Source organism: Mycobacterium yunnanensis (assembly GCF_025823185.1).
Taxonomy (GTDB): domain Bacteria; phylum Actinomycetota; class Actinomycetes; order Mycobacteriales; family Mycobacteriaceae; genus Mycobacterium; species Mycobacterium yunnanensis.
In genome coordinates this window covers 57,843-74,884 of sequence record NZ_JACKVK010000002.1, presented here as the reverse complement: position 1 = coordinate 74,884, position 17,042 = coordinate 57,843, and the positions used below count along the sequence as shown (strand labels likewise).

Genomic DNA, 17,042 nt, shown 5'->3' with positions numbered 1-17,042 from the left:
CGTCGCCCACGCCCCCGCAGGAACCCAGGAGGAATCCGATGACCGTCACATCCCAGACCGGACCGGCGCGTACGCCGAAGCGCGCGGCCCTGGCCAGCTTCATGGGCAGCGCCGTGGAGTACTACGACTTCTTCCTCTTCGGGCAAGCGGCAGCCCTCATCTTCCCCCGGGTGTTCTTTCCCGAGGGCGGCGAACAGGCCGCGCTGCTGATGTCGTTCGCGACCTTCGGCGTCGCGTACTTCGCTCGGCCGGTCGGCGCCTTCGTGCTCGGGCACTTCGGCGACCGGATCGGCCGCCAGAAGGTGCTCATGTTCACGATCGTCCTGATGGGCGTGTCCACCTTCGCGATCGGCTGCCTGCCCAGCTACGACACTGCCGGCTACCTGGGCATCAGCCTGTTGGTGCTGTGCCGCCTGCTGCAAGGCTTCTCGGCCGCAGGCGAGCAGGCCGGCGCCAGCTCGCTGACCCTCGAGCATGCTCCCGATCACCAGCGGGCGTTCTACACCTCCTGGACCCTGACCGGCACGCAGGGCGGTCTGATCTTGGCGTCGCTGGTTCTGATTCCCTTCGTCTCCCTGTCCGACGACGACGAATTGTCGTGGGGCTGGCGCATTCCGTTCTGGCTGAGCGCGGTGGTCGTACTGGTCGCCTACTTCATTCGCCGCAAGCTGCACGAGACGCCGGAGTTCGAAGAGGCCAAGGCCACCGGCAACATCGCCAAGATGCCGCTCAAGCCGCTGCTGCGCGACCATTGGCGCGACGTGCTGAGGGTCTTCTTCTGCGCCTTCATCGCCGCGGTCTCGACGGTCTTCGGCACGCTGGCCATCGCGTACGGCAAGAAGGTGGGCCTGCCCGCCGACATCACGCTGTGGCTGGTCGTCGTGGCCAACGTCGTCGCGCTTGGCACGCAACCGATGTTCGGCATGCTCGCCGACAAGATCGGCCGCAAGCCGGTATTCGTTTACGGCGCACTGGCTTCGGCCGCCTTGATGCCCTTCCACATGCTGTCGATGAGCAACACCGACCACACGCTGACCTTCGTGCTCGCCGTCGCGACCTTCGCATTCGGTTACGGCGCAGCCAACGCCGTGTGGCCCTCGTTCTACAACGAGATGTTCAGCACCAAGGTGCGCTTCTCCGGCGTGGCGATCGGAACCCAGCTCGGGTTCCTGGTGGCGGGCTTCGCGCCGACGATCGTGACCGCCCTTGGCGGCATCCGCGAGGGCGGCTGGCTCGTCATCGGCGCCTTCACCGCCGTCGTGTGCGTCATCGCCGCCGGATCGGCGCTGACGGCCCGCGAGACCAAGGACGTGCCGACCGCCTTGCTGGGCACGACCCCCGGTCCGGCACGCAAGCTGGTCGACCACTGACACGAACGGAGTCGAGCGTCCCCGTTGCCCCTGGCAGCGGGGACGTTTTCGCTGAGCGGAAGTCCGCTCTGGACCGCGGCCACCGGCTGCGGTGAAATCGAGGACATGAGCGCGCGATCGACCACCACCACCGTGGCCATCGTCGGCGGTGGCCCCGCCGGTCTGATGCTGTCGCACCTGTTGTCGTGCAACGGGATCGACTCCACCGTGATCGACACGCGCACCCGTGCCGAGATCGAGCAGACGGTGCGGGCGGGCATCCTCGAACGCGACAGCGTCCGACTGCTCGTCGACGGCGGGGTGTCCGACCGCGTGTTGCGCGAGGGTGACGAACACCGCGGCATCAGCCTTGGCTTCGGAGGCGCCGACCACCGTGTCGACCTGCACGGCCTGACCGGGGCCTCGGTGTGGCTCTATCCGCAGACCGACGTGTTCGTCGACCTCGCCACGGCCCGGGAACGCGACGGTGGTGACGTCCGTTTCGGCGTCACCGACACCGCGGTCGTCGACGCCACGAGCGAGCGTCCCGGCATCCGCTTCGTCGACTCCGACGGGGTCGCCACGGAGATCCGCTGCGAGGTCCTCGTCGGGGCCGACGGTTCGCACGGAGTCTGCCGCCAGGCGATCCCGGACACGTTGCGCCGCGACTACTTTCGCGAGTATCCCTTCGCTTGGTTCGGCATCCTGTGCCAGGCGCCACCGAGCGCACCCGAGCTGATCTACAACCACTCCGAGCACGGGTTCGCCCTGATCAGCCAGCGCACCACCGAGGTACAACGCATGTACTTCCAGTGCGACCCTGGCGAGGACGTCGACGCGTGGTCCGACGACCGGATCTGGACCGAACTCGGCAAGAGGGTCGGGGCCAACGGTTACACGCTGGCCGAGGGCCCGGTCACGTCGAAGACCGTGCTGCGCTTTCGGAGCTTCGTCTGCGAACCGATGCGCTATGGCCGCCTCGTGCTGGCCGGGGATGCGGCGCACACGGTGCCGCCGACCGGTGCCAAGGGGCTGAATCTCGCGCTGGCCGACACCCGGGTGCTCGCCGAGTGCATCGAGCGCTTCCTGCGACGACGCGAGGCGAACGCCCTCGACGAATACACCGACCGGGCGCTGGCACGGGTCTGGAAGGCGCAGCACTTCTCCTACTGGATGACCACGATGCTGCACACCCTGCCGGAGGCCACGCCCTTCGACGTCCGACGCCAAGTCGGTGAGCTGAACTCGGTGGTCTCCTCCACGGCTGGCTCGACGTACCTCGCCGAGGCCTACACGGGCTGGCCCACCGCCTGATCGCTCAGGCGCCCAGGATTCGGCCGACGCCGCGGGCGGCGACCTGCAGAGCGCCCATCAGCCGCTGCCGGTCGCGCTTGAGCGACGGCACGACGACACCGATGGCGGCCACCACCTCCGGCTCGCCCCCTGCCTCGCGACGGCGCACCGGTACGGCCAGCGAGCAGCCCCCGAGCGACATCTCCTCGACGGTGCTGGCGACGTCCTCGCGCCGGACCCGCTCCAACTGCGCGCCGAGCACGGCGGGCTGGGTGATGGTGTGGGGGGTGATGCGCCGCAGTGAGGCGAACACCCGCTGCTGGACGTCCGGCGGGGCGTGCGCGAGCAGCACCTTGCCGACCCCGGTGCAGTACAGGGGCAGCCGGCTGCCGACGCGGCTGACGATCGGTACCGACGCCCGTCCGGACATTCGGTCGAGGTAGAGCACTTCGTCGCCGTCGCGCACCGCGAGGTGCACGGTGGCCAGGGTTGCGGCGTAGACGTCGTGCAGGAACGGCTCGGCGATCTGACGGAGCTCGGCCTGCACCGGGGCCAGCAGACCGACCTCCCACAGCAGCGGCCCCACCACGTAGGTGCCGTCGGCGCGGCGCTCCAAGGCACGGCCGTCGACCAGCTCGCCGACCAGCCGGTGAGCGGTGGGGAGCGTCAGGTGCGCGCGCTCGGCGATGGCGGACAGACGCAGGACGCGATGGGTGTCGTCGAAGGCTCCGATGATGGCCAGCAGCCGCGCCGAGACCCTCGCGCCGGGCACGGACGTGTTTCCCGCCAATCGACCATTCCTTTCGCTCAGTGGAACCGTACGCTTCCGCGTTCGCACCGGGGCGGGATACGTTCCACCCATGAACGCAGTGGGCATTCAGGCCACGCAGGCCGACGTCAGCGCGGAGATCGCGGCCATCGGAATTGCTTATGAGCGAGCCGGTGTCGAGGAGATCCAGCCGCGGCTGGACTACTCGCCCTATCGCAGCAGCGTGCTTCGCCATCCGACGAAGGACCTTCACCACGCCGATCCCGAGGGCGTCGAACTGTGGACGCCGTGCTTCGGCGAACGCGACGTCGACGCACTGGAATCCGACCTCACCATCGGCCACGGAGGCGACCCGATCGGCGAGCGGATGGTGGTCACCGGTCGCGTGGTCGACGGCGACGGCCGTCCCGTGCGCCGGCAACTCGTCGAGATCTGGCAGGCCAACGCCGCCGGGCGCTACATCCATCTGCGGGACCAGCATCCGGCACCGGTCGACCCGAACTTCACCGGCACCGGCCGCTGCCTCACCGACGACGACGGCTTCTACCGGTTCACCACCATCAAGCCAGGTCCCTATCCGTGGAAGAATCACCGCAACGCCTGGCGCCCCGCCCACATCCACTTCTCGCTGTTCGGAACGGAATTCACCCAGCGAATGGTCACCCAGATGTACTTCCCCGGTGACCCGCTGTTCGCATTCGACCCGATCTACCAGGCCATCACCGACCAGAAGGCACGCGACCGACTCGTCGCCACCTACGACCACGACGTCACCACGCACGAGTGGGCGACCGGCTACCGCTGGGACGTGGTGCTGACCGGCACGCACCGCACTCCCGTCGAGACCCAGGAGGATTCGGACGAATGACCGAGCTGCTCACTGCCACCCCGGGCCAGACCGTCGGCCCCTTCTTCGGCTACGCGCTGCCCTTCGAACGGGGCGAGCAGCTGGTACCGCCGGGCTCCCCGGGCGCGATCCGGTTGCACGGCGTCGTCACCGACGGCGACGGCACCCCGATTCCCGACGCCCTGCTCGAGCTGTGGCAGGCCGACGCCGGCGGCACGGTGCCCACCGCAAGCGGATCGCTGCGCCGCGACGGGTGGACGTTCACGGGCTGGGGCCGGGCGGCGACCGACGGCGACGGCCACTACGGCTTCACCACGGTGGCCCCCGGAGCGACGAAAGTCGGTGCCGCACCGTTCTTCCTGATCACCGTGTTCGCCCGTGGGCTGCTCAACCGGTTGTTCACCCGGGCCTACCTGCCTGGCGAGCACCTCGACGACGACGCCCTCTTGTCCGCCCTGCCCGCCGATCGACGCGACACGCTGATCGCGGTGGCCGAGCCGACCGGGTTCCGCTTCGACGTCCGTCTGCAGGGACCCCACGAGACGGTGTTCCTGCGCTATCCGGGCCATCGGGCGTGACCGACCTGTTCTGGCCCGGCGACCACCTCGCCGGGGACCTGATGTCCGACGCGGCGTTCCTGACGGCGATGCTCGCCGTCGAGCAAGCCTGGCTCGACGGTCTCGTCGACGCCGGGGTGGCCCCGACCACGGCCGGCATCACGCTGCCGACCGACGTCGACCTCGACACCGTTGCACGGCAGGCGGATTCGGACGGCAACCCCGTGTCCGGCCTGGTCGCCCTGCTGCGCGACCGCACCCCCGACCCGGCGTCGCGGTGGATCCATCGGGGGCTCACCAGTCAGGACGTCGTCGACACCGCACTGATGCTCTGCCTTCGCGACGTGCTGACCCGCCTTGCCGAAGACGTTCGCGCACAGGTCGACTCGTTGGTCGCCCTCACCGAGGGGCATCGTCACACCCCGGCGCTGGCGCGCACGCTGACCCAGCCGGCCCTGCCCACCACCGTCGGCACCCGGACCGCCGCCTGGCTGACCGGACTGCTCGACGCCGCCGATCCGCTCGATCGCACCGAGCAACCGGCGCAACTCGGCGGTGCCGTGGGCACCTTGGCCGCCGTCGTCGAGCTCACCGGTTCGGTTCCCGCCGCGGTGGAGCTCACCAGCCGGGTCGCCACTCGCCTCGGTCTGACGCCGGCCCACCCTTGGCACACCACCCGGGCACCTCTGACCCGCATCGGGGACCTGCTCGCAGGGCTGTGCGACGCGTGGGGCCACCTCGCGGCCGACGTCGCCACCGGCGGCCGCGCCGAGATCGGCGAGTTCGCCGAGGGGCAGGGCGGCGGCTCATCGACCATGCCGCACAAGAACAATCCGGTGCGCTCGGTGCTGATCCGCCGCGCCGCACTGACCGCAGGGCCGTTGGCGGGCACTCTGCACACCGCCGCCGCCACGAACGTCGACGAACGTGCCGACGGCGCCTGGCACGCCGAATGGGCCACGATCGCCACCCTGGCCCGGCGCACGGTCGTCGCCGGCGCGCACACCACCGACCTGCTCGGCGGCTTGCGCGTGGACGCCGACCGGGCCGCCGCCAACCTCGCCGCCGCCGGCGACCTCGCCGCCGAACAGGCGACGATGGCCACTCTCGTTGGGCGGCAACCGCAGTCAACGTATCTCGGCGTCGCCGATTACCTCGTCGACGCGGCGCTGGACCGTGCCGCCAGCTACGTCAACGCCCCCAACCGCAAGGACGCGCCATGACCGTGCCCCGCCTCGTCGGCACCCTCACCGCCGGACCCACCGATGCTCCCACCCTCATCCTCGGGCCGTCGTTGGGTACGTCGGCCGACACGCTGTGGGCGGCCGCCACCCGAATCTTGCGTGCCCACGTCCAGGTCGTCGCGTGGGATCTGCCCGGTCACGGTCGAAGCCCGTCCGGCGAGGACTTCACGATGGCCGAGCTCGCCGCAGGCGTCCTCGCACTGGCCGACCGCCTGGGATGCGAGACCTTCCATTACGCAGGCGATTCCGTGGGCGGGTGCGTCGGATTGCAACTGCTGCTCGACGCACCCGAGCGGGTCAGCACGGCCACGCTGCTGTGCACCGGCGCCAAGATCGGCACCGAGGACGGCTGGCGCGATCGCGCCGCCGCGGTCGCTGCCGGCGGGACGGACGCGGTCAGGGAGGGTTCGGCGCAGCGGTGGTTCGCCCCCGGCTTCGCCGACCGTCACCCCGAGGTGGCCTCGGCACTGCTGGGTGCGCTCCGGGACACCGACCCCCGGGGATACGTTCAGACCTGCGACGCGCTGGCCGCGTTCGACGTCACCGACCGGCTCTCCGCCGTCGACGTCCCCGTGCTCGCCATTGCCGGCGCCGAGGACGTCGCCACTCCCCCGGAGTCGTTGCGGCTCATCGCCTCCGGCGTGCGCGACGGCCGGCTCGAGGTGCTCGACGGCGTCGGACACCTGGCCCCTGCCGAGGCGCCGACCGTCGTGGCCGATCTGATCGCCGGCCACTGCGGAGTGCGCGAAGCCCGCCCCCGCACCACCGACGAGGTCTACGAGGCGGGCATGGCGGTACGCCGCGCCGTCCTCGGCGACGCACACGTCGACCGGGCGACGGCGGCCACTACGGAACTGACGGCCGACTTCCAGCGCATGATCACCGAGTACGCGTGGGGCGGCATTTGGACCCGGCCCGGCCTGGACCGCCGCAGCCGCTCGATGATCACCCTGACCGCGCTGGTCGCGCGCGGGCACCACGACGAGTTGGCGATGCACCTCCGCGCCGCCCGCAACAACGGACTCACCAACGACGAGATCAAGGAAGTGTTGATGCAGACCGCGATCTACTGCGGTGTGCCGGACGCGAACAGCGCGTTCCGGATCGCGTCGACCGTGCTGGCCGAGCTGGATTCCCCCGCAGGCGATTAGGCGGTGAACACCGAGATCGGCTTCACGATCCGCAACATCACCACGGGAATGTGGCGCGTCGTGGCCGTCTGGTAACCGAGATAGGGCGGGTACAGGTGGGTCATGTACGCCCAGACCTGGTGACGTTCCTCGTACTCCGGTTCCCGCCAGGTGGCCTCGAACGCCTGCGTGGCGATCTGCACGCCGAGCGTCTCGCTCTCCACGAGATTGAGATACCACTCGGGGTCGGTGTCGGCGCCGCCCTTGGACGCGACGATGACGATCTCGCCGCCGACGTTGCCGTAGATCAGCGGCGTGACGTAGGTCTTGCCGGACTTGCGCCCCACCACCTTGAGGAGGCAGTTGGTCGTCAAGGCGTGACCGCCCGCGGAGCTGACGTCCAGGATGTGGCCCTCGGCGCCCCCGGAGGTCAGGTAGGCCTTGAGATGCTCGTCGACGAAGCTCACGGGTGGGTCCCCTTCGGCTGGTTGATCGGTCAGGTCGGTCGGGTCGCCTCAGCCGAGCGCGGCAGCGCCCGGACGGCGACCCGGATGGCCCAGTAGATCAGGGCCGAGGTGACGATCCAGATGGGCCACCCCATTGCGATGCGCGCCGCGGCCAGCAGATTGGCCTGATCGGTGGCGTAGAGGTACCCCTGAACGGCGAAGCGCGACCAGGACGCGACCGCCATCGCGGCGGTGACCAGGTCGAAGGCCCGACGGACCCGCCGCACGTGCCGCCAGGTGCCGTCGCGACCGGTCACCCACGCCCAGCCGACCCCGATGAGCGGCCGGCGGATCAGCACCGAGACGGTGAAGGCGGTGCCGAGCACCACGTAGGTCCAGATGCCCGGCAGGTAGAAGTCCTTGGCCCGGCCGGTCACGAACGCCGACCCCGTCCCCACCGCCACCGCGGCGAAGCCAAACAGGGCCGGCCGGATCGACTCCCGCCGTACGAGCTGCCAAAGCATGACGAGGCCGCCCACACCAAGGGCGACGGCCAGGGCCCACCACAGCGTCATGACGGCGTTCACCAGACCGAAGGCGGTGACCGGAAGCGACGAGTAGACCAGCCCGCGCACGCCGCCCGCGCGCCTCAGCAGGCTGCTGAGAGGGGTCGGGGCGTCCACTTCGACGAGGGTACTGACTCCCCTAGACTCCTCGGGTGCCTGCCATCCCCGTCATCGCCCTGACCGGGTACCTCGGTGCCGGCAAGACCAGCCTGCTCAACCACGTGCTGCGCGCTCCGGGTGCGCGAATCGGGGTCGTGATCAACGACTTCGGCGACGTCAACGTCGACGCCGCCCTGGTGACCGGTCAGGTCGACGAGCCCGTCTCGATCGCCGGCGGCTGCGTGTGCTGCCTCGACGACGACAACGGGCTCGACGAGGCCTTGGAGAAGTTGTCCGATCCCCGGCTGGCCCTGGACGCCATCGTGGTCGAGGCCAGCGGGCTGGCCGACCCGGTCGCGGTGTCACGCCTGATCCGCTTCAGCGGCGTCGAGCGGATCCGGCCCGGCGGGGTGGTCGACGTCATCGACGCGGTGACGCACTTCGACGTCGTCGACCGTGGGGGCGCGCCGCTCGCCCGGTACGGGGCGGCGTCGCTGATCGTGGTCAACAAGCTCGACCAGCTCCCCGAGGACCGTCGCGACGACGAGGTGGCTCGCATCGAGGCCCGAATCCGGGAGCGTAATCCCGACGCCCACGTCGTCGCGGCCGTCGGCGCGCGAATCGACCCCGCGCTGCTGTACGACACGGGCGACGCCGACGACGGTTCGGGGCAGCTGTCCATCCGCGAGCTGCTGATCGAGGACGCGGCACGGCACGCGCACGCCGACGAACCCGATCACGTGCACGCGGCCTCGGTCACCGCGACCAGCGACGGGTGCGTCGACCCCGGGGCGCTGCTCGACCTGCTGGAGGATCCGCCCGCCGGTGTCTACCGACTCAAGGGCACCGTGGCCGTGCGCGCCAGGGAACGGGTGCGCACCTACGTCGTGAACGTGGTGGGCTCGTCGGTGCACGTCGCGACGGCGCCGCCACGGGCCAGGGCCAATTGCCTGGTGGCCATCGGCACCCACTTCGACGTCGACGAGGTACGCGCCAGGGCGGACGCCGCGGTGCGACCGCACGACGGCACCGCCTCGGCCGTGGCCATGCGGCGGTTGCAGCGCCATCGCCGTCTGAGCATCTGAGGCGTCAGCGACGCCAAAAGCGTTGTCGTCGGACGCCTTCGGTGGGCGTGGGCCCGGACGCCAGGCGACACAGCACGCCGAAGTGATCCGACGGGAACACCCTCGGCAGCGTCGGGGAGATGGGTTCGGTGCCCAGCAGCTCGATGTCGGTGGCCGTCCAGCCGCCGCCCTTGAGCAACACCCGGTCGAACCGGACGTGGCGCTGCTTGTTCTTGCTGTCGAGACGCATCAGGTTGATCGTCGTGTCCTCGGTGAAGCCGTCGTCGTCTGGCCGCAGCATCGGCCACAGGTCACGATACGGCTCTCCGATGACGCCGTTCTCGGAGTCACGCATGTTGAAATCGCCGAGCACCACGGCGTTCTCGGTCCTGCGCAGCCAACGGAAGACGCGGCCGAGCTGACGCGAGCGCAGCCGGGCGGCGGCCTTTCCGCTCTCCAGGTGCAGCGCGACGACGGTCAGAGGCGTGCCGCCGGTGTCGAGGTCGGCGGTCAGGAAACCGCGCGCCAGATTCGTGGGTAGCCGGGTGTAGGTGACGTTGGCGATCGGAACTCGCGAGAGCAACAGCATGCCGTAGTTTCCGAGATCGCCGCCGGTGACCGCGGCCCGACGGTATCGCACCCGAATCCACGGCTGGGCCAGGAAGATCGCCAGCGCCGTCGGCGTGACCTCCTGAAAGACCATGACGTCGGGCATCTTTCGCGACAGCACGTCGGCAATGGCACGGAAGCGCTCCTCGTCGTGGAAGTCGCTGAACCACACGTTGAAGGTCGCCACCACCAGCTCGTCGCGGGTCACCGCCGCGGCACCGCCACCGTCGGCCCACCGCTGGGACGCCACGTCGAAGGAACCGACGGGGACCCGGCGGGTCCGTCGGTGGGGCGATCTCACGCTCGGCGAAGGGTCAGCAGCGTGATCTCACTCGGCGCGAAGACGCGAAACGGCGGCCCCCAGAATCCCGTGCCTCGGCCGGTGTAGAGCTGGGTGCGCTCGCCGTGGCGGCTGAGCCCGTGGACGACGGGCTGGTCGAGGCGGACGAAGAAGTTGAACGGCCAGATCTGGCCGCCGTGGGTGTGTCCGGAGATCTGCAGGTCCACCCCGGCCGCGACGGCGTCCGGTATCTGCTTGGGCTGATGCGCCAGCAGCAGTACGGGGAGATCCGGGTCGGCGCCCGCCAGGGCGGCCGTCAGGTCGGCGCCGTGGCCCTCGACGCCCGAGCCCCTGGCGGTCGCGTCGTCGACGCCCGCGACCACCAACCGGTCACCCCCGCGCTCGAGCACGACGTGCCGGTTGTGCAGGACCTCCCACCCGATGTCGGCCATGTAGCGGATCCACCCGAGTGCCTCCCCGTAGTACTCGTGGTTGCCGGTGACGTAGACGCGGGCGAGCGTGGCGCGCATGGCCGTCAACGGGGCCGCCTGCGGCTCCCGCATGGCGACGGTGCCGTCGGCGATGTCGCCGACGTGGCAGACCAGGTCCGCGTCCAGGGCGTTGACGCGCTCGGTCACCCCGGCAGACCACCGGCTGCGGTCGATCGGCCCGTAGTGGGTGTCGGTGATCATCGCGACGCGCAGACCGTTGAACCCGGCGCCAAGTCGTGGCACGACCACGTCGACGGGCCTGACGCGCGGGACGCGCATGGCCTCGTAGTGGCCCCAGGCCAGCGTGGCGAATGCTACGACCACGACGGCGACCGCGACGACACGCGATCTGGTCGGGTCGTCGACCCCGACGACGACGAGCACGAGGCGCAGGAGCAGTCCGAGCACCGAGCTGGAGAACAGCACCCACACCGACCCGAGGAGGGTGTCGGCGGTGACCGCCGCCCAGTCCGGCCGGTGGCCGCCGTGCCCGGTGATCATCAGGGTGGGCAGCGCGACGAAGGCCGCCACCAACACCGCCGTGCCGGCGACCACGACGATCGTCGGCCAGTGCGTCTGCGCACCAAGCAGCGTCCACCACGGCACCCCGAGCAGGATGAACGAGATGGCGACGGGGACGAGGCTCAGCCACCACCTACGCCGTCGGCGAGCGCGCGGCGCAGGCTCGGTCTGGGTGGATTGGTGATCTGACATGCGGGAGCGCCTCGATCCGGTACGTGGGGTACCGCCGAGGCTACCCACTTCCCCGCTCGCGGTCCGCTCAGCGAACGGCGGCCCCGCCTGGAGCGTCGGGATCCTTCTCGACCGCGATCACGAAGTCGTCGCCGTGCTCGACCACGCCGGCGATCACCGCGTCGTCGATCGCCTCGGCGGCGTACCGGCGCCGGATCATCATGGAGTCGGTACGCAGATCCTTGACGAGGGCGACGGCCAGGCCCACCATCACCAACACGAACGGCAGCGCCGCCAGGATCGTCAGCGACTGCAGACCCGTGAGCGCGTCGTCACCGCCGACGAGCAGCATGACCGCCGCCACGGCTCCCGTTGCGGCGCCCCAGAACACGACCGTGGCGCGCGACGGCTCGATGGTGCCGCGTTCGGACAGCGACCCCATCACGATGGACGCCGCGTCGGCGCCGGAGACGAAGAAGATGGCGACCAGCACGATCACCACGATGCTGGCGACGGTGGCGAAGGGGAACTGGTCGAGCAGCGTGAACAGCTGACCTTCCGTGGTTCCCTCACCGGCCAGGTCGACGCCGCCCTGCTGGATGCTGATCGCCGCGCCGCCGAAGATCGCGAACCAGATCAGCGACACGACGCTGGGCACGAGCAGCACCCCGGTCACGAACTGACGGATGGTGCGGCCGCGGGAGATGCGCGCGATGAACATGCCGACGAACGGCGTCCACGACAGCCACCACGCCCAGTAGAAGACCGTCCAGCTCTGCAGCCAGGTGTCCACGGCCGGGCCCTCGGCACCGCTGCGGGCCGACATCATCGCCATGTCCTGCAGGTAGCTACCCAGCGCCGTCGGGATCACGTTGAGGATGAAGACCGTTGGGCCGACGACGAATACGAACACCGCCAGCGCCAGGGCCAGCACCATGTTGATGTTGGACAGCCACTGAATGCCCTTGGCGACACCCGACACCGCCGAGAAGATGAACGCCACGGTCAGGACGGCGATGATGACGACCAGCACCGCGTTGCCCGTCGCACTGAATCCCGCCACGATGTTGAGGCCGCTGCGAATCTGCAAGGCGCCCAAGCCGAGTGACGCCGCCGAGCCGAACAGCGTCGCGAAGATGGCGAGCATGTCGATGATCTTGCCCAGCGGCCCGTTGGCCCGGTCGCCGATCAGCGGCGCGAAGGCGGCGCTGATCAACTGCAAGCGGCCCTTGCGGTACACCCCATAGGCGATCGCCAGACCCACGACGGCGTAGATGGCCCACGGGTGCAGGGTCCAGTGGAACAGCGCGGTGGCCATGGCGGTCTGCATCGCCTCGGGATTGCCCGCCTCACCGGTGCCCGGCGGGGGCGTGACGAGGTGCGACAGCGGCTCGGCGACGCCGTAGAACATCAACCCGATGCCCATGCCCGCGCTGAACATCATCGCGATCCACGAGATCGTCTTGAACTCGGGCTCCTCGTCGTCGCGGCCCAGCGGGATCGCCCCGAAGCGGCTGACGGCCAACCACAGCACGAACAGGACGAACGCCGACGACGTCACGACGAACAGCCACCCGGTGTTCTCCATGGTCCAGGTCAACGCCGAACCGGACACGCTCTTCAGCGAGGGCGTGCTGACGAAGCCCCAGACCAGGAAGCCCAGCGCGATGACCGCGGTCACGCCGAACACCACCCAGTCGACGCCGCGGCTGCGCGCCTGACCTTCCTCGTCGACTGGCACGTCGAGCGCTGGATGTGGGATCACGCCGCCCTTGCCGGTCTCGAGCGCCTTCACGAGGCGGCGGCGTTTGCGGTGTTCCTCGGGCTCGAAGGAACGGTCGAGATCGGATTTCGCTTCAGTCGTCACGGGAGCTGCCTTCGGTAAACGGTCGGCGAACGGGTGACGAACACACAACTCCCTCACAGGTGGCCCGTCAACCTGAGGAACGAAGTGCAGTCGTCCACGGCCCGAACGATCTTGATGCCGAAGGCGGTAACCTACCTGATATCCGAGAAGGGAGGGTCAATGCGAGCGCTGCTGTCCCACGAGACCGGCGCGGCGATCCGGGCCTTCATCGTCGACAAGAAGTTGAAGCCGGGCGACGCCCTGCCGTCGGAGGCGGAATTGGCCGCGTTGCTCGACGTCGGAAAGACCTCCGTCCGTGAGGGTCTGCGTCGCCTCGAGGCGCACGGTGTGGTCGAGGTACGCCGTGGCAAGGGCCTGTTCGTCGGCACCTTCAGCTTTGGACCGCTGATCGAGCAGCTGCCGTACGGCCTCCAGGCCGACAGCGTGCCGTTGGCCCAACTTCTGCAGACCCGCCGCGCGATCGAAGAGGGCCTCATCGGCGAAGTCGCCAAGGTGATCACCGACGACGAGCTGACGCACCTGGACGGACTGGTCGAGAAGATGCGCGCCAACGCCGTCGACGGCCGGGTGCCCGCCGAGGTCGACCAGGCATTCCATCAGGCGCTGTTCGCCCCGCTGCACAACCCGTTCGTCCTGCAACTCATCGACGTGTTCTGGACCATCTTCGGCAAGGCGTCGGACCACGTCGTGCACGACCTGCGCAGGCCCACCGCCGAGGACCACGCCGCCATCGTCGACGCCCTTCGCTCGGGCGACCGGGCCGCGATGACGGATGCCGTGGCCCGGCACTTCGAGGATCTGCAGCGCAGCCTCGACACGCCGTCCGCCTGACCGTGTGGCGCATTGAGGTCTTGATGTGACCTGCGTCATGCCGTACCGTCCAGATATCCGCTGTCACATATCCGATATCTGATCTGAGGTGCAGGCATGGCGACGACGCCGCACGGAACCGACGAAACCCCCTCGTTGACCACCACCCAGTGGAAGCAGTTCTGGGCCGCGTGGCTCGGCTACCTGCTCGACGGCTTCGACTTCGTATTGATCACCCTGGTGCTCACCGAACTGGCCGACGAGTTCGACCTCAGCCTGGTCCAGGCCACCACGCTCGTCAGCGCCGCCTTCGTCTCACGGTGGTTCGGCGGCCTGCTTCTGGGAGCGATCGCCGACCGGTTCGGCCGCAAGCACGCCATGATCATCAGCATCCTGTGCTTCGCAGGCGGCAGTTTCCTGTGCGGCCTGTCCTGGGGTTACTGGTCGATGTTCGTCTTTCGCGCGATCGTCGGCATCGGCATGGCGGGCGAGTACGCGTCCAGCGTCACCTATGCCATGGAGTCGTGGCCCAAGCGGTTCCGCAACCGCGCCAGCGGAGCCCTCCTGTCGGCCTATCCGATCGGCGTGGTGCTGGCCAGCCAGCTCTATCCGCTGGTGGTCCCGAACCTCGGCTGGCGCTGGATGTTCTTCATCGGCCTGGTTCCTGCGGCCTGGGCGCTGTGGATGCGACGCGCACTGCCGGAGGCGACCGAATGGGAGGACAGTCGCACGCGTGGTGCGCTCGAGAAGAACACCGCGATGCAACTCCTGTTCAACCCGCGAAACCGCGTCGCGAACGCCGCGGTCTCCGTCGTGGCCGCCGTCGTCCTGGTCGTGATCTTCAGCCGGACCGTCACCGGTCCGTTGGTCTTCGCGCTGGCCGTGATCGCCGCCGCCTGTTTCGTCGTTCTGGCAAGGCAACTCGCCGCGGGTGCCACCGCGATGTTCGTCATGCTGATCCTCACCGTGCTCACCGCGTTCCTGTACTCGTGGCCCCTGCAGTCACTGTTGCCGACCTACCTGAAGACCGAATTGCACTTCGCTCCAGCGCAAGTCGCGCACGTCCTGCTCTGGGCGGGCCTCGGCTACGCGGCCGGATCGGTGGCCTCGGGCGTCGTCGCGGACAGGCTCGGCACCCGCCGCACCTACGTGCTGGGCCTCGTCATCTCGCTGTTCTTCGTCGTCCCGGTGTTCACGTTGAGCAGCGACCACGTGGTCTGGCTGTGGGTCCTGCTGTTCGGCCTGCAGTTCTTCAGTCAAGGCATCTCCGGGCTGCTGCCGAAGTTCGTGTCCGACCACCTTCCCGTCAACGTCCGGGCCAGCGGACTTGGCTTCTGCTACAACGTCGGCGCGCTGGGCGGTGCCATCGCTCCGATCATGGGCGCGTCCGTCGCGGCGTCGCTGGGTCTGGGCACCGCGCTCACCGTGCTGACGCTCGGCTTCACCGTGCTGATCGCCATTCTGGTCGGCTTCGACGTGGCGGGCCGCTGCGGCCGCGTCGACCCGGGCGTCACCGTCGACGAGAGGGCATCACGATGACCGCGCCACTGCACGGCCTGGTGCCGCCGCTCACCACGCCGCTGACCCCGGCCGGCGACGTCGACGCCGACTCACTGGAGCGGCTGTGCGGGTTCCTGATCACCGCGGGCGTCGACGGGCTGTTCGTCGGCGGTTCGTCCGGTGAGGCCGCCCTGTTGTCCGACGATCAGCGGTACCGGGCCGTCGAGGTCGCCGTCGCCGCCGCGGCGGGACAGGTGCCAGTCTTGGCGGGCGCGTTGGACACCGGGACGGCCCGCGTGATCGACCACGCTCGGGAGGCGGCCAAGCGTGGTGCGTCCGCGGTCGTGTCGACCGGCCCCTTCTACGTCGCACCGCATCCCGACGAGGTGGTCCGTCACTTCGAGCTGGTTGCCGCGGCCGTCGACGTGCCCGTGGTCGCCTACGACATTCCCAGTGCGACGCACACCCACCTGCCCGTCGACGCCGTCGCGCGCCTCGCCTCAGCGGGAACGATTGCGGGACTCAAGGATTCGAGCGGTGATCTGACGTCGTTCCGCCGCATCCTCGCCGCCACCGGCGGAACCGGGTTCCGGGTGTTCACCGGCTCGGAGACCGTGACCGACCTGGCCCTGCGCCTCGGGGCGGACGGCCAGGTGCCGGGGCTGGGCAACGTCGACCCCGACGGCTACGTGCGGCTGGGACGTGCGGCGGCGGAGGGCGACTGGGCCGCGGCGGCAACCGAGCAGGAGCGGCTGCTGCGGGTGTTCGCCATCGTCGACGTGGCCGACCGGACCCGAATCGGCTTCACCGCAGGAGCATTGGGTGCCTTCAAGGCGGCGCAGTATCTCCGGGGTGTGATCACGACCCCGCGCTGCGCGGATCCGCTGCTACCGCTGGTGGACGCCGAGATCGACGCGATCCGCACCATCCTCGTCGACGAGGGCGTCGACGTCCGTCGCTGAATCCAGCGACAGGTGCTCGTGGACGCCAAGCCAACGCCCGTCGGCGCCACGCCGCAGGACGATGGTCTCGCGTTCGCGCTGCTCCTCGTCGACCCCGGCCAGCCGGGTGCGCACCCAATGGGTGAACACCGCGACGTCGTCGGTCACCAGATCCAGCCGCGGGTTTACCGACCGGCACGACAGGACGCGGAACCCCTCGCGCTCCCACTGCGCCCACAGCTCCTCGTAGGCCGCCCGCGAGGGCAGCAGCGCGGGCTCGGCGTGGAACAGGAACGTCGCCTCGGGCGCGAAGCCAGCGAAATAGCGTGCGGTGTCGTGTGATCCAAACGCCGCGATCACGTCGACGGCCGCCTGCATCGCCGCCGCGGAGAGCTCATCGGAGTTCGGCATCCCCGCAGCCTAGTCTCCCGCGGCCCCCCACCCCTCTGGCGAGGTGTCGCAAAGGTGCACGACACGCCGGTAATTC

Annotated in this window: 17 protein-coding genes; 10 read left to right on the top strand and 7 right to left on the bottom strand. The window is 69.5% G+C overall.

All coding sequences use genetic code 11. From position 1 onward, the window contains the following. Positions 1-38 precede the first annotated feature (38 nt). Together H7K45_RS03165 and H7K45_RS03160 are read left to right on the top strand one after the other, a co-directional pair. On the top strand, positions 39-1,370 hold the full coding sequence (locus tag H7K45_RS03165) for an MFS transporter (RefSeq protein ID WP_263994317.1): 1,332 nt from the start codon (positions 39-41) through the stop codon (positions 1,368-1,370). A gap of 105 nt (positions 1,371-1,475) precedes the next feature. Further along, complete coding sequence (locus H7K45_RS03160; RefSeq protein WP_263994316.1) at positions 1,476-2,663, top strand: 4-hydroxybenzoate 3-monooxygenase; 1,188 nt, start codon at positions 1,476-1,478, stop codon at positions 2,661-2,663. 4 nt (positions 2,664-2,667) lie between these two features. Here the strand turns inward: H7K45_RS03160 and H7K45_RS03155 are convergent, their stop codons facing one another. Beyond that, complete coding sequence (locus H7K45_RS03155) at positions 2,668-3,432, bottom strand: IclR family transcriptional regulator (protein ID WP_263994315.1); 765 nt, start codon at positions 3,430-3,432, stop codon at positions 2,668-2,670. Between the two features lie 70 nt (positions 3,433-3,502). On the opposite strand from H7K45_RS03155, the gene pcaH reads away from it, so the two are divergent. From pcaH to pcaDC, 4 genes are read left to right on the top strand one after another with little or no spacing between them, the layout of a single operon-like run. Next, the gene (gene pcaH, locus H7K45_RS03150; RefSeq protein ID WP_263994314.1) at positions 3,503-4,279 is read left to right on the top strand and encodes a protocatechuate 3,4-dioxygenase subunit beta; all 777 of its coding nucleotides are present in this window, start codon (positions 3,503-3,505) and stop codon (positions 4,277-4,279) included. Beyond that, complete coding sequence (gene pcaG, locus H7K45_RS03145) at positions 4,276-4,836, top strand: protocatechuate 3,4-dioxygenase subunit alpha (protein WP_263994313.1); 561 nt, start codon at positions 4,276-4,278, stop codon at positions 4,834-4,836. Before pcaH ends, pcaG begins: the two co-directional genes overlap by 4 nt. After that, positions 4,833-6,038, top strand: coding sequence for a lyase family protein (locus H7K45_RS03140; RefSeq protein ID WP_263994312.1), 1,206 nt, complete (start codon positions 4,833-4,835; stop codon positions 6,036-6,038). Before pcaG ends, H7K45_RS03140 begins: the two co-directional genes overlap by 4 nt. Then, positions 6,035-7,210 carry a bifunctional 3-oxoadipate enol-lactonase/4-carboxymuconolactone decarboxylase PcaDC gene (gene pcaDC, locus H7K45_RS03135; RefSeq protein WP_263994311.1) on the top strand — a complete coding sequence of 392 codons (1,176 nt, stop codon included), beginning with the start codon at positions 6,035-6,037 and terminating at the stop codon, positions 7,208-7,210. The genes H7K45_RS03140 and pcaDC overlap by 4 nt, the downstream gene beginning before the upstream one ends. Here pcaDC and H7K45_RS03130 read toward each other — a convergent pair. Together H7K45_RS03130 and H7K45_RS03125 are read right to left on the bottom strand one after the other, a co-directional pair. Continuing rightward, positions 7,207-7,656, bottom strand: coding sequence for a nitroreductase/quinone reductase family protein (locus H7K45_RS03130; RefSeq protein WP_263994310.1), 450 nt, complete (start codon positions 7,654-7,656; stop codon positions 7,207-7,209). The genes pcaDC and H7K45_RS03130 overlap by 4 nt on opposite strands. A gap of 29 nt (positions 7,657-7,685) precedes the next feature. Beyond that, a complete protein-coding gene (locus H7K45_RS03125) occupies positions 7,686-8,318 on the bottom strand; it encodes a DUF3159 domain-containing protein (protein WP_263994309.1) in 633 nt (210 codons plus the stop codon). Between the two features lie 35 nt (positions 8,319-8,353). Between H7K45_RS03125 and H7K45_RS03120 the strand changes: the two genes are divergently transcribed. Further along, positions 8,354-9,385, top strand: a complete 1,032-nt coding sequence (locus tag H7K45_RS03120; protein ID WP_263994308.1) for a CobW family GTP-binding protein — start codon at positions 8,354-8,356, stop codon at positions 9,383-9,385. A gap of 4 nt (positions 9,386-9,389) precedes the next feature. Here the strand turns inward: H7K45_RS03120 and H7K45_RS03115 are convergent, their stop codons facing one another. From H7K45_RS03115 to H7K45_RS03105, 3 genes are all read right to left on the bottom strand, one after another. After that, positions 9,390-10,274: an endonuclease/exonuclease/phosphatase family protein gene (locus H7K45_RS03115; RefSeq protein ID WP_263994307.1), complete on the bottom strand. Its 885-nt coding sequence runs from the start codon at positions 10,272-10,274 to the stop codon at positions 9,390-9,392. After that, a complete protein-coding gene (locus H7K45_RS03110) occupies positions 10,271-11,458 on the bottom strand; it encodes a metallophosphoesterase (RefSeq protein WP_263994306.1) in 1,188 nt (395 codons plus the stop codon). Before H7K45_RS03110 ends, H7K45_RS03115 begins: the two co-directional genes overlap by 4 nt. A 67-nt stretch (positions 11,459-11,525) precedes the next feature. Continuing rightward, positions 11,526-13,232, bottom strand: coding sequence for a BCCT family transporter (locus tag H7K45_RS03105; protein WP_263994418.1), 1,707 nt, complete (start codon positions 13,230-13,232; stop codon positions 11,526-11,528). A gap of 231 nt (positions 13,233-13,463) precedes the next feature. Between H7K45_RS03105 and H7K45_RS03100 the strand changes: the two genes are divergently transcribed. From H7K45_RS03100 to H7K45_RS03090, 3 genes are all read left to right on the top strand, one after another. Continuing rightward, complete coding sequence (locus H7K45_RS03100) at positions 13,464-14,135, top strand: FadR/GntR family transcriptional regulator (protein ID WP_263994305.1); 672 nt, start codon at positions 13,464-13,466, stop codon at positions 14,133-14,135. 96 nt (positions 14,136-14,231) lie between these two features. Further along, positions 14,232-15,653, top strand: a complete 1,422-nt coding sequence (locus H7K45_RS03095; RefSeq protein WP_263994304.1) for a sialate:H+ symport family MFS transporter — start codon at positions 14,232-14,234, stop codon at positions 15,651-15,653. Then, positions 15,650-16,576, top strand: a complete 927-nt coding sequence (locus H7K45_RS03090) for a dihydrodipicolinate synthase family protein (RefSeq protein ID WP_263994303.1) — start codon at positions 15,650-15,652, stop codon at positions 16,574-16,576. Before H7K45_RS03095 ends, H7K45_RS03090 begins: the two co-directional genes overlap by 4 nt. Here the strand turns inward: H7K45_RS03090 and H7K45_RS03085 are convergent. Beyond that, on the bottom strand, positions 16,502-16,966 hold the full coding sequence (locus H7K45_RS03085; RefSeq protein WP_263994302.1) for a YybH family protein: 465 nt from the start codon (positions 16,964-16,966) through the stop codon (positions 16,502-16,504). The two genes, H7K45_RS03090 and H7K45_RS03085, sit on opposite strands and share 75 nt — an antisense overlap. Positions 16,967-17,042: the final 76 nt, after the last annotated feature.